The organism is Streptosporangiales bacterium (assembly GCA_009379955.1).
GTDB lineage: Bacteria > Actinomycetota > Actinomycetes > Streptosporangiales > WHST01 > WHST01.
In genome coordinates this window covers 1-12,388 of sequence record WHST01000167.1, presented here as the reverse complement: position 1 = coordinate 12,388, position 12,388 = coordinate 1, and the positions used below count along the sequence as shown (strand labels likewise).

The 12,388-nt window shown below is 72.0% G+C and carries 12 protein-coding genes; 6 read left to right on the top strand and 6 right to left on the bottom strand.

The window, feature by feature from the left end; translation table 11 throughout:
• Positions 1 to 190: 190 nt before the first annotated feature.
• Complete coding sequence (locus GEV10_30035; protein ID MQA82653.1) at positions 191 to 844, top strand: response regulator; 654 nt, start codon at positions 191 to 193, stop codon at positions 842 to 844.
• 12 nt (positions 845 to 856) lie between these two features.
• Here the strand turns inward: GEV10_30035 and GEV10_30030 are convergent, their stop codons facing one another.
• Together GEV10_30030 and GEV10_30025 are read right to left on the bottom strand one after the other, a co-directional pair.
• Positions 857 to 2,266 carry an amidase gene (locus GEV10_30030; GenBank protein ID MQA82652.1) on the bottom strand — a complete coding sequence of 470 codons (1,410 nt, stop codon included), beginning with the start codon at positions 2,264 to 2,266 and terminating at the stop codon, positions 857 to 859.
• Positions 2,253 to 3,164, bottom strand: coding sequence for a D-2-hydroxyacid dehydrogenase (locus tag GEV10_30025; protein MQA82651.1), 912 nt, complete (start codon positions 3,162 to 3,164; stop codon positions 2,253 to 2,255). Before GEV10_30025 ends, GEV10_30030 begins: the two co-directional genes overlap by 14 nt.
• A gap of 157 nt (positions 3,165 to 3,321) precedes the next feature.
• Here GEV10_30025 and GEV10_30020 point away from each other — a divergent pair, with 157 nt between their 5' ends.
• Positions 3,322 to 4,059 (top strand): Asp/Glu racemase, encoded by a 738-nt coding sequence (locus GEV10_30020; protein MQA82650.1) that lies wholly within the window; start codon positions 3,322 to 3,324, stop codon positions 4,057 to 4,059.
• Between the two features lie 17 nt (positions 4,060 to 4,076).
• Here GEV10_30020 and GEV10_30015 read toward each other — a convergent pair whose 3' ends face one another.
• Entirely contained in the window at positions 4,077 to 5,789 is a 1,713-nt protein-coding gene (locus tag GEV10_30015) for a hypothetical protein (protein ID MQA82649.1), read from the bottom strand.
• On the bottom strand, positions 5,774 to 6,544 hold the full coding sequence (locus GEV10_30010; protein MQA82648.1) for an ATP-binding cassette domain-containing protein: 771 nt from the start codon (positions 6,542 to 6,544) through the stop codon (positions 5,774 to 5,776). Before GEV10_30010 ends, GEV10_30015 begins: the two co-directional genes overlap by 16 nt.
• A gap of 341 nt (positions 6,545 to 6,885) precedes the next feature.
• Here GEV10_30010 and GEV10_30005 point away from each other — a divergent pair, with 341 nt between their 5' ends.
• Together GEV10_30005 and GEV10_30000 are read left to right on the top strand one after the other, a co-directional pair.
• A complete protein-coding gene (locus tag GEV10_30005) occupies positions 6,886 to 8,109 on the top strand; it encodes a histidine kinase (protein MQA82647.1) in 1,224 nt (407 codons plus the stop codon).
• A complete protein-coding gene (locus GEV10_30000; protein ID MQA82646.1) occupies positions 8,097 to 8,813 on the top strand; it encodes a response regulator in 717 nt (238 codons plus the stop codon). The genes GEV10_30005 and GEV10_30000 overlap by 13 nt, the downstream gene beginning before the upstream one ends.
• Before the next feature lie 67 nt (positions 8,814 to 8,880).
• Here GEV10_30000 and GEV10_29995 read toward each other — a convergent pair whose 3' ends face one another.
• On the bottom strand, positions 8,881 to 9,384 hold the full coding sequence (locus GEV10_29995) for a DUF3830 family protein (GenBank protein ID MQA82645.1): 504 nt from the start codon (positions 9,382 to 9,384) through the stop codon (positions 8,881 to 8,883).
• Between the two features lie 38 nt (positions 9,385 to 9,422).
• On the bottom strand, positions 9,423 to 10,673 hold the full coding sequence (locus GEV10_29990; protein ID MQA82644.1) for a glutamate dehydrogenase: 1,251 nt from the start codon (positions 10,671 to 10,673) through the stop codon (positions 9,423 to 9,425).
• 105 nt (positions 10,674 to 10,778) lie between these two features.
• On the opposite strand from GEV10_29990, the gene GEV10_29985 reads away from it, so the two are divergent.
• The gene (locus GEV10_29985; protein ID MQA82643.1) at positions 10,779 to 11,540 is read left to right on the top strand and encodes a decarboxylase; all 762 of its coding nucleotides are present in this window, start codon (positions 10,779 to 10,781) and stop codon (positions 11,538 to 11,540) included.
• A gap of 6 nt (positions 11,541 to 11,546) precedes the next feature.
• Positions 11,547 to 12,218, top strand: a complete 672-nt coding sequence (locus tag GEV10_29980; GenBank protein MQA82642.1) for an FCD domain-containing protein — start codon at positions 11,547 to 11,549, stop codon at positions 12,216 to 12,218.
• Positions 12,219 to 12,388: the final 170 nt, after the last annotated feature.

Genomic DNA, 12,388 nt, shown 5'->3' with positions numbered 1-12,388 from the left:
GCCGAGCATCTCCGCAGCGAACGCCACCAGCCGCGGCCTGACCTGGTCCATCTCCTCCGGGGTCACGGATCAGAACACGACCACATCACGAGCCGGATCAGCGGTAGCGACACACGTAACAAAGTACTACTAGTGTCCTGTCTCGGAAGTACGTTCACCCCTGGCAAACAACCTCCAAGACAGGACACTAGTGATCAGGCTGCTCCTCGTCGACGACGATCCGCTCGTCCGCGCCGGCCTGCGCATGATGCTGTCGGGCACCGGCGACGTCGAGGTGGTCGGTGAGGCGGCGGACGGCGACGAGGTCGCGGCCGCCGTCGACGCCCACCGGCCCGACGTCGTGCTGATGGACATCCGCATGCCGCACGTCGACGGCCTCGCCGCCACCGAACTGCTTCGCGCCCGGCCACGGCCGCCCGAGGTCGCCGTGCTCACCACGTTCGACACCGACGAGCACGTCCTCCGCGCGCTGCGCGCCGGCGCCACCGGCTTCCTGCTCAAGGACACCGCGCCGGCCGACATCCTCGGCGCGATCCGGCGCGTGGCGGCCGGCGACCCGATGCTCTCCCCTGGCGTCACCCGTCGCCTCATCGAGCACGTCGCGGGCACCGGCACCGACGGCGACCGCCACCGCACGGCACTGGCCCGCCTCGGCGGCCTCACCGCACGCGAACGCGAGGTGACGGTGGCGCTCGCCCAGGGCAAGACCAACGCCGAGATCGCGGCCGAGCTCTACATGAGCGTTGCCACGGTCAAGGCGCACATCTCCCGGCTGCTCACCAAGCTCGACCTCAACAACCGCACCCAGCTCGCCCTGCTGGCCCACGACGCCGACCTGGCGTAGGAGGCTAGCCGCTCACAGTTGGGGGCGGGTGGCCGTCCACGGGCGGGCCTCCTGGAAGGCCTTGGCGGCGGCGAGCACGAGGGCGTCGGCGTGGCGGGCACCGACGATCTGCAGGCCGACGGGCAGGCCACCCGAGGTGAAGCCGCACGGCACGGTCGCGGCCGGCTGCTGGGTGAGGTTGAACGGGTAGGTGAACGGCGTCCAGCTCGTCCAGCGCGACTCGGTCCAGTCCTCGGGCACCTCGCGGCCCGCGGTGAACGCCGGGATCGGCACGGTCGGGGTCACCAGCAGGTCGTACGTCTCGTGGAACTCGCCCATCGCCACCCCGAGCGACATCCGCTGAGCCGTGGCCTCTAGGTAGTCGAGCGCGGAGTACGTGGCGCCCTGGGCGGTGATCTCGCGCAGGCCGGGGTCGAGCAGGGCGCGCTGCTCGTCGGTCAGCGGCTCGACGAACTTCGCCGCGCCCGCGTACCAGAGCACGCTGAACGCCTCGACCGGGTCGGCGAAGCCCGGGTCGCGCTCCTCGACGTCGGCGCCCGCCTCGACCAGGGCACCGACCGCCGTGCGGACGAGGTCGGCGACCTCGGGATGGACGTCGACGAAGCCGAGGTCGAGGCTGAACGCGACGCGCCTGCCCGCGATCCCACCGCCGATCGCGCCGAGGAACGAGGCCGCGGGCGGCGACAGCGCCGACCAGTCGCGCGCGTCGGGAGCGCTGATGACGTCGAGCAGGAGCGCGCCGTCGTCGACCGTCCACGTCATCGGCCCGGCATGCGACAGCGTGCCGAACGGGCTCGGCGGATAGAGCGGGATGCGGCCGTACGTCGGCTTCATCGCGAAGATCCCGGCGAACGCGCCGGGGATGCGCACCGACCCGCCGCCGTCGGTGCCGACCGACAGCTGCCCCATGCCCGCGGCCACCGCCGCGGAGCTGCCGCCGCTGGAGCCGCCTGGCGTGCGGGTGGGGTCCCACGGGTTCCTGGTCACGCCGCTCAACGTGTTGTCGGTGACGCCCTTCCAGCCGAGCTCGGGCGTCGTCGTCTTGCCGACGAGGACCGCGCCGGCGGCACGCAGCCGCGCGACCGACGGCGCGTCGACCGCCCACTCCTGGTCGGGCTCGACGGTGCGCGAGCCGCGCAGCGTCGGCCAGCCGCGGGTGAGGAACATGTCCTTGATCGAGGTCGGGACGCCGTCGACTGGACCGCTCGGCTCGCCGCGCTGCCAGCGCTCCTCCGACTCCTTCGCGGCAGCGAGCGCGCCGTCGCGGTCGACGACGCAGAACGCGTTGAGGGTGCCGTCGACCGCCTCGATGCGTTCGAGCACGGCGGTGGTCGCCTCGACGGGCGAGAGCTCCTTCCGCTCGTACGCCGCCACCAGCTCGGTGGCGGTGTGGAAGGCGAGCTCGTCCTTACGAGGCGACATATCCCAGCTCCTTGTCGACGACGTTGCGCAACGGCTCGCCGGCGTGCCACCGGCGGAAGTTGTCCACGAACACCTCCGCGAGCGCGTCGAGCCAGCCGACGAAGTCCGCCGACATGTGCGGCGAGACGACGACGTTCGGCATGTCCCACAGGGGCGAGTCGTCGGGCAGCGGCTCGGTCTCGAAGACGTCGAGCGCCGCGCCGGCGATGCGCCCCGACGCGAGCGCATCGACGAGCTCGCGTTCGACCACGATCTCACCCCTGCCGATGTTGACCAGGCGCGCGGTCGGCCGCATCGCCTCGAACGCGGCCGCGTCGAACATGCCCGTCGTGCTCTCGGTGAGCGGAGCGGCGATGACGACGTAGTCGGCGTCGCGCAGGGTGACGTGCAGGTCCGCGGACGCGACGATCTCGCCGAAGTCGCCGTCGCCGGCCCGTGCCGTACGCCCGACGCCGCGGACCGACATCCCGACGCCACGGAGCAGCCGCGCGGTCTCGCGGCCGATCGGCCCGACGCCGACGACGACGGCATTGCGCCCGTCGACCATCTCGGTGTCCCTGTGCCGCCAGGTGTGCCTGCGCTGCAGGTCCAGGGTGCGCGCGGTGTCCTTGGCGAACGCGAGCACCAGGCCGAGGACGTACTCCGCGATCGACCGGTCGAACACGTTGCGCGAGTTCGTGACCACGACGTCGCTCTCGACCACGCCGGGCAGGAGGATCCGGTCGACGCCGGCACCGGCCTGGTGGATCCAGCGGAGCCGGTCGGCGGACGGCCAGGCCCGCTCCAGCGCGCGAGAGAGGAAGTCCCACATGAACAGGACGTCCGCGCCGGCCAGGGCGGTGGGCAGCTCCACCGCGGAGGCGTAACGTACCTCGCAGAGCGCTTCGACCTCGGCCATGCCCGAGGGGCGCGACTCATCGCAGAGAACAGTGATCACCGGACGTGCGGACACGCGCGGACACTAAACAGCAATCGTAGGATTGTCAACAACTCGCACATTCCGCGCAGAAGGTGGTGGCTGGTTGGAACCAGGCGGCGGAACCGTGGCCGCTGAGGTGGCCTTCGGCACCGTACAGATCACCCGAGACCTCGTGCCGCAGCACGGGATCGGCATCGTGACGCCGTACGACTTCGCGCTCGACCGCGAGGTCTGGCGCTGGGTCCCCGACGACGTCTCGCTCTACGTCACCCGCACGCCGCGGCTCGCCGTGCCCGTCACCGTCGAGATGGCCCGGCTGGTGAGCGAGACGAGCATCGTCCAGTCGGGGACGGCGGAGGTGCTCACCGCCGAACCGGAGGTCGTGGCCTACCTGTGCACGTCCGGCAGCTTCGTCGGCGGCATGGACGGCGAGCGCGAGCTGCGCGAGGCGATGTCGGCCACCGGCGCTCCCGCCGCGCTGACCGCGTCGGGCGCACTGCTCGAGGCGCTGGAGCTGCTGGGGGTGCACCGCCTCGCGGTCGCCACGCCGTACGTCGAGAGCATGACCGTGAAACTGCACGACTTCCTCGGCGAGGCAGGCGTCACCGTCACCTCCAGTGCGCACCTCGGCCTGCTCGACCACATCTGGCACGTGCCGTACGGCGAGGTCGCCCAGCTCGCGATCGCCGCCGACCACCCCGACGCCGAGGCGATCTTCCTCAGCTGCACCAACCTGCCCACATACGACGCCATCGCCCCGCTGGAGCAGGCGCTCGGCAAGCCGGTGCTGTCGGCCAACCAGGTCACCATGTGGGCCGCGCTGCGCGCCTGCGGCATCCACCCGGAGCCCAACGGCCAGCGCCTCTTCGCCTGAGCGGAGCGACCAGGCGCTCACACGTCGACCTTCTCCCGCTCCACGGCACGCTTCCCGGCCTGCTCGGCCTTCTCCTTCTCCTTCGCCGCCCGCGCGTCCTCCTCGGACTTCTGCGCCGTCGACTCCAGCCAGCCGAGCACGCCGACCGGGCTGCCGCCGTCGCTGCGGCCGTAGCGGATCCTGGTGAACAGTGTCGGCAGCCGCCCGCTCAGGTAGCCGATCACCATCCTGCCGAGCACCCAGTACCCGAGCCATCCGTTGACCACCCCCACGACCACCACGACCCACGGTCCCCAGGCGGGGAGCAGGAGGTAGCCGATCACCGCCGCCGCGGCGGTCGGCGTGACCAGCAGCATCGTCGACCACAGGGCCACCGGCGCCTGCACCGACAGGTCGCCGCCGGCGTCGTTCGGACCGACCCGGCGGCGTGGATCGACGCCGGGCGACACCGCGACCGCGGACAGCGCGATGCCGACCCCGGACGCGACACCGAACAGGGCGGGCAGGCCCGCCAGCATCGCGGGCCACGCCCAGTGCTCGCCGGTGACCGTGATCAGCAGGACCGACAGCAGCGCCGCCGGGGTGACGAACAAGACGATCATGGCCAGCTGACGACCCCGGACATCCGCCTTGACCGTTCCGGGACGTTCGCCGACGACGGTCTGCCAGATCGCGGAACCGTCCTGCCCGTACACGTTGCACCCGCTGAGGCAGGTCATGAAGGCGATCACCAGCCCGGCCAACGGGGCCACCAGCTGGTACGTGCCGGACACGAAGCAGAACAGCCCGATGACCAGTCCGGTGTAGATGCCGCTGCGCCACTCCAGCTTCCGCCACGGGTCGCGCCACCACTGCCGCAGCTCCTTGCCGAGCACCGCGCCGAGCTCGGTGTCCGGCAGCAGCCGCGGCCCGGTCAGCACCCGGCTGCCGAACGGCCGGCGCCGGGGCCGGTCGGAGCGAGCGCCGAGGTGCGGTCGGAGCAGGATCGCCGCGAGCCCCAGCAGGACCGCGGCCAGGACGACCAGCGCCCCGAGCAGCAGTCCCACCCGTGCCCAGTCGCCGGATGCGGCGGCCTCGACGGCGCGAAGCGGCCAGGACGTGGGCGCCCATGACAGCACCCCGGCCGGGCCGTCCGGCAGGCCGTGTCGAAGTAGTTCGGGGACCGACCGCACCGCCTGCCACACGACCATCCAGCCCGCGAGCAGGCCGCCGATCATGAACCCGAACTGGATCGCCGCGATCTCGACGCCGAGCCAGGTGCGCATCGCGGAGCCGAGCGCCGCGTACACCAGCCGGGAGAGGGTGATCGTGACGACCCAGAGCAGCAGCGCCGCCGCGGCTCCGACGACGATCGTCGCCGGGTCGATCGCGGCGGCGTGGGTGACGACGGCGAGCCCGGCGAGCAGCAGGTAGCCGGACGCGACCCCGGGGAAGACCGCGCCGAGCAGGCCGAGCGCGAGCCTCCTGCGATCGATCGGGAGGAGGGTGAAGTACTCGGCTCGCAACACCCCGGCGCCGGACATCGTCACCGGGCCGAGTACGGCTCCGACGAACCAGCACGCCAGGAGCAACATCAGCACGTCCGAGCGGACCTCGTCACCGACCGCGAGGACGCCCCCGGCCCAGGTGGCGAGCACTGACACCGCGCCGGCGATCCAGCCGGCCCGTCGCATGCCGCCCGGCGAGTGCCGGAGCATGGCGAACTTCATCGAGATCAGGATCCCAACCATGCGAGCTCCCCTCCCGCCAGGTCCCGCTCGCCCACCAGCGCGACGAACCGGTCCTCCAGGGTGCCGCCGGCGCGCACCTCGTCCAGGGTGCCGTCCGCCACGACCTGGCCGTGGGCGATGATCGCGACTCGATCACAGAGCTGCTCGACCAGGGGCATGACGTGGCTGGACATGACGACCGACCCGCCCGCGGCGACGAAGCGGCGCAGGATCTTGGTCAGCACCCTGGCCGACACCGGGTCGACCGCCTCGTACGGCTCGTCGAGTACCAGCACCTTCGGCGAGTGCAGCAGGGCGGTCGCCAGGCCGATCTTCTTGCGCATCCCGGTGGAGTACTCCATCACGATGGCGCCCAGGTCCTCGGCTTCCTCCAGCTCGAGGATCCGCAGCAGCTCGACGGTCCGCGACCTGATCACCTGCCGGTCCATGCCGCGCAGGCGGCCCCAGTAGTCGAGCAGCTCGGCGCCGGTCAGCCGTTCCGGCAGGGCCAGTCCGTCCGGGAGCACTCCGAGCGCGGACTTCGCGGCGATCGGGTCGTCCCACACGTCGACCCCGAGCACCCGTGCCGTCCCGGCGGTCGGGCGCAACAGCCCGACGGCCATGGAGAGTGCGGTGGTCTTGCCGGCGCCGTTCGGCCCGACCAGGCCGAAGAACGACCCTCGCGGGACCGCGAGGGAGACGTCGTCGACGGCTAACTTTCCGGAGAAGTCCTTGCGCAGGCGGTCGAGCTCGAACGCCGTGGAGTCGTCGGTCATGCCGTCCACGATCGGGCACGGGGACGGTCCGAGCCAGCCGCCGACCGGCCAGAACGCTCGGCCGACCGGCCAGACTCGCCGGCGGTCGGCTTCCCGGCCGGTGGTCACCCGTCTAGGAGGTTGGTGTGAGGCGTGCTCGTCGCGAGCGGTGTCCAGGGCGGTCAATGCTGGCTGCCTCCGGCGTTTCACAGTGGCGGCGGCGGAGGACGAGCTCGTACTGGACGTACTGCGTAGCCGCCGGAGGCAGTTGACACAGCCGAGCTCCGACAACGCCGCCAGTGGCCGTCCTGGACGCCGCTTAGCAGAGCAACGTCTCACACCAGCCTCCTATAGTCGGTCCCGTGCCTGCTGCCGTCGACGCGCTGAACCCGTTCGCCGTCGCGCGCCGGCGCAGGGACTGGGCGGTCGACTCGGTCGTGTCCGCCGTCGCGCTGTCCGAGGTGTTCTGGTCGGCGACCGTGTTCGCCGACCTGTACCGGGAGCTGCCGACCTGGTGGGTGGGTCTGGACCTCGCGGTCGGGGCGCTGGCCGCGCCGGCGCTGTGGTGGCGCCGCCGCTACCCGCTGGCGCTCGCGATCGTGCTGGCACCGATCGGCGGTCTGTTCATGTCCGCCGGCGTCGCCGGCGTGGTGTCGGTGTACACGGTCGCGGCGTCGCGGCGGTTCGCCGTCGCGCTGCTCGTGACCGTGGTCCACATGGTGATCGCGATCCCGTACTACTTCCTCGTGCCACTGGCCCCTGGACTGCTCCCCTGGCTGGTGGTCATGGTCCTGATCTACGGGACCGCGCTGAGCGTCGGGCTCGCGGTCCGGTCCCGGCGCCAGGTGATCCTCGGCCTGATCGCGTCGGCCGAACGGGACCGAGCCGACTACGAGCGAAGACTCCACGAGGTACGGCGCGCCGAGCGCGAGCAGATCGCCCGGGAGATGCACGACGTCCTCGCCCACCGGATCTCGCTGCTCTCGGTCCACGCCGGGGCCCTGGAGTTCCGTACCAGAGCGGCGAAGGGCGGTCGGCCACTGACCGAGGAGGAGGTGGGCGACGCGGCGGCCGTGATCAGGGAGTCGTCGCATCTCGCGCTCGAGGACCTGCAGCAGGTGCTGACCGTCCTCAACGGCGACGGCGGGAACGATCCAGGTCCGGGCGAGCTCGGCACCGATCCTCCCCCGGTCGGGATCGCCGACCTGCCCGACCTGATCCACGAGGCCGCGCTGGCCGGCCAGGTGGTGCACCTGCGGCAACAGGTCGACCACGACCTGCTGACCGGACTTGCCCGGTCCGCGCAGCGCACGGTCTTCCGTGCAGTCCAGGAGGGGCTGACCAACGCACGCAAGCACACGCCGGGAACCCAGGTCGAAGTCGACCTGTCCGGATCGCCGGGCACCGGCCTGACGGTGCGGATCAGCAACGCCCTACCGATCGGCGCCACCCGAGCGGAGATCCCGGGTGCGGGATCGGGACTGACCGGGCTGACCGAGCGGGTGCGGCTCGACGGCGGGATTCTGGACCACGACGTCCGCGACGGCCGGTTCGTCCTCACCATCGGACTGCCATGGCGGACGTGACAGTGCCTCCCGCCGCCGAGACGGTACGGGTCGTCGTCGTCGACGACGACGCGCTCGTCCGGGCAGGACTGCGGACGATGCTGGCCGGCGACCCGACCATCGAGGTGGTCGCGGAGCTCGACGACGGCGACGGCGTGACCCGGGCCGTCGCCGACCATGATCCGGACGTGATCCTGATGGACGTCCGGATGCCGCGGACGGACGGTGTCGAGGCCGTCCGGCAGCTCGGCGAGATCGCGGGTGCGCCACCGGTGATCATGCTCACCACGTTCGACTCCGACCAGACGGTGCTGGCGGCACTGCGAGCCGGCGCGGCCGGCTACCTGGTCAAGCACACGCCACCCGACCAGATCATCGCCGCCATCCACCAGAGCGCGGCGGGCGAGCCGGTGTTCAGCCCCAGTGTGTTGCGGACGCTGGTCCACCACGCCAGGTCCGACCAGCGGGCAGCGGCTCCGCACGACGAGCTGTCCGAGCGCCGGGAGGCGTTCGCCGCCCTGTCCGACCGGGAACGGGCCATCGCCCGGGCCGTGGCCGACGGCAGGTCCAATGCCGCGATCGCCGCCGACCTCTACCTGTCGACCGGCACCGTCAAGGCGGACGTCTCCGCGATGCTGGCCAAGCTCGGCGCCGGCAACCGCATCCAGCTGGCCATCCTGACCCACCAGCTGGACGGTCCGTCCGGCTCGGATCCGCACCCGTGAGCGGCACCCTCACCGCGTCCTGGCACGGTGAGGGTGCCCCTCACGGGTTCACACGGCGTGGTGCGGCTCAGGCCTCCTTGCGGCGGAAGCTCAGCGTCTCGCCCTCGACGCCGCGCTTCCAGAGGTCCTGGCTCGCCGCCGCGATCTCGTCGAGACCCTCGACGATCGTCGCGAACACGTTGCCAGGCACCCACCCGTAGTCGGGGTTGAGCAGCAGGTTGTTGCGCTCGTAGAACAGCGCGATGTCGACGACCGACGCGCCCTTGTGGGCCTCCTCCGCGCTGGTGTAGCCGTGCGTCGGAGTCGCGATCTGCCACTTCTCGAACGAGAAGTACACGAGGTCACCTGGGATGGGGGTGATCGTGGTGTTCTCCGGGCCGGGCTCCGGGTCCGCGTACGACGGGACGAGGGTGTAGATCTCGTTCCGCGCGTACTTGGCGTGGTACGCGTCGGAGCCCATCGGCAGCGCGTTCCAGAACTGCTCGCTGGTGCGCGGCGCGCGCTCGTCGAGCAGCTTCGCCACGCAGCTCACCCCGCGCTTGTCCAACGAGATCTCGATGAATCGAGCCATCGCAGCCTTCCTCCTCCGTCTGTGCTGTCCACCCGCCGTCACGACACCCGTGACGACACACCCTTCGTGGCCGCCTCGGCACCCGCCTCGAACAGCGGCATGCGAGGGGTCACGTCGCCGTAGCGCTCGACCATCGCGTCGAGGTTCTCGTCCGCGATCCGGCGCGCGGACTGCCGGGGCGGCACGCGGTCGGCGCACCACTCCTCCAGCAGCCGGCGGACGAGCGGACGGACGTGCCGCGAGAGCAGCTCACGCGAGTCGGCCGGTCCTGACACGAGCCCGAACAGCACCCACCACGCCCACACGGCCGCGCCCGCGTTCGCGACGAAGTCGGGGACGACCACGACGTCGCGACCCGTCAGCAGCTCCTCGGCCTCGCTCGTCACCGGCACGTTGGCCGCCTCGACGACGAGGCGCGCGCGGACGTCCGCGCAGTTGCGCGAGGTCACCGTGTACGAGACCGCGGCGGGCACGAGCAGCTCGGCGTCGACGTCGAGCCAGGCCTCGCGGGGCAGCTCGGCGTCGTCGGCACGCAGCACCGACCGGTCGACCACACCGCTCGGTGTGCGCGCCGCGAGCAGCGCGGGCACGTCGAGACCACGGGTGGTGTTGACGAGCACGCCCTCGGCGTCGCTGATGCCGACGACCCGGACGCCGGCCCTGGTGAGGTACAGGGCGGTCGAGCCGCCCATCGCCCCGAAGCCCTGCACCATCGCGCGGGAGTCGGCCGGCGCCAGGCCGAGCCCGTCGAGCCCGGTGAGCCCGGCCTCCGCGACCCCGTAGCCGCCGATCAGCTCGGGCATGGTGAGGCCGTCGTCGCCGTCGCGGAACTGCCGCTCGACCCTCGCCTCCGTCGCCGCCGGGTCGGGGCTGCGCTGCAGCGCGGCGCGCAGCGACGACGAGCCGAGCCCGGCGCGCTCGAAGACGCGGTCGAGGCGTGCCTGCGGCGTGCCGAAGTCGCCGGCGGTCGTCCACGTGGCGTCGAGCAGCGGGCGCATCGCCCGGACGTAGCGCAGTCGCACCTCGTCGACGTCGGGAGCGTCCGGCGGGTAGTCGATGCCGCCCTTCGCGCCGCCCACGGGCACGCCGTAGACGCCGACCTTGAGCGACATCTCCCTGGCGAGGTCCTCGACCTCCTCGAGGGTGCAGCCGGCCCTGGTGCGCAGGCCGCCGGTGCCGATGCCGGCGACGAGGCGGTCGACGACGAGGTAGCCGGTGGCGTCACTCTCCTGGTCGGACCAGACGACCCGCAGGTGCGGGCGACGCGTCCTCGGTTGCTCGGTGCTCATCCGCTACCCGCTTGCACGACGACGACCACGCACCACCACCAGGAGAACGAAGGAGTAGACGCGGACGACGGTAGGAACGCACAGTAGGATTGTCAACAATCTTCGATGCTGGAGGTGTCCGTGACCCGGCCCACGACCGTCGGCATGCTCTACCCGGGCTACGCCGCCGAGGACGACTACCCGCGGCTCGTCGCCCGGCTGGGCCCCGACGTCGCGCTCCCCCTCGTGCACACCACCGACACGAACGTCGCGCACACCGTCGACGACCTGCTCGCCGTGGGTCAGCCGGCGGAGCTCGCCGCCGGCTGGCGCAGGCTCGTCCCCGAACGGCCCGACGCCGTCATGTGGGCGTGCACGAGCGGCAGCTTCGTCTTCGGCTGGGACGGCGCGGCGGAGCAGGCCAGGGCCCTGGCCGAGACCGCGGGGGTCCCGGCGTCGAGCACGTCGATCGCCTTCGTGAACGCCTGCCACGCCGTCGGCGCCCGCCGGGTCTCCGTGGCGGCGACCTACCCCGAGGAGATCGCGGCGACGTTCGTCGAGTTCCTCGCGGCGGGCGGGCTCGAGGTCGTCGCGTTCGGCTCCGCGGGCATCCTGCTGGCCGGCGACGTCGGCACGCTCGGCGAGGAGGCCGTCCTGGAGCTCGCCGCCGGCGGCGACCACCCCGAGGCCGACGCCGTGCTGCTGCCCGACACCGCGCTGCACTCCGTCGCCTGGCTCGACGCGCTCGAGGAGCGGGTCGGCAAGCCGGTGCTCACCGCCAACCAGGTGACGGCATGGGAGGGCCTGCGTCTCGCGGGGCACCCGGCCGACGCATCCGGGCTCGGCTCGCTGTTCCGCACCGCGAGCGCGGCGCAGAGACGGAGCTGACCGGGGATGGCGCCGGCAGCAGCGAAGGGGCTGCAGCCGATCGACCGGGCCCCGACCGCCGGGCTGATCGCCGACCAGCTCCGCGAGGCGATCATGTCGGGCGACTTCGCGCAGGGCGTGCAGCTCGGCGAGGCCGATCTCGCGGGACGCTTCGGCGTCAGTCGCGGGCCCGTCCGCGAGGCCATGCAGCGGCTCGTCCAGGAGGGGCTGCTGCACAGCATCAGGCACCGCGGTCTCTTCGTCACCGAGCTCACGGCCACCGACATCCGCGACATCTACGCCGCGCGCACCGCGGTCGAGAGCGCCGCGGTGACCCTCATCGTCGCCGACGAGCCCGAGCGTTCGGCGGCCGCGCTGAGCAAGGCCGTCGGCCGCATGGCGGCCGCGGTGCGGCGCCGCGACTCGGCCGCGCTCAGCCGCAGCGACCTCGCGTTCCACGAGCTGCTGGTCGCCGAGTCACGCAGCCCCAGGCTGCGGCGGATGGCGAGCACCCTGCTCGTCGAGACCCGGATGTGCCTGTCCGCGCTGCCGCCGAAGTACGTCGCGCCGTCGGAGCTGACCACCGAGCACGCTGAGATCGTCGACGCCGTCGCCAGGGCCGACCGCGACCGCGCGCTCGCGCTCCTCGAGGCCCACATGCAGGACGCGGTGGAGCGCCTGACCCAGCACCACGCCTGAAACCCGTGAGGGGCACCCTCACCGCACCCTGGAGGCTGTTGCGTTTTCGGGCGACTCGGCTTGATGATCTTGGTGGTGTCGGGACTGTGTTGCCAGGATGTTGTGATGGCGAGGGATTTCCGACCTGTTGATCGTGACCAGCAGTTCTTGTTGCCGCCGGATATGCGTCG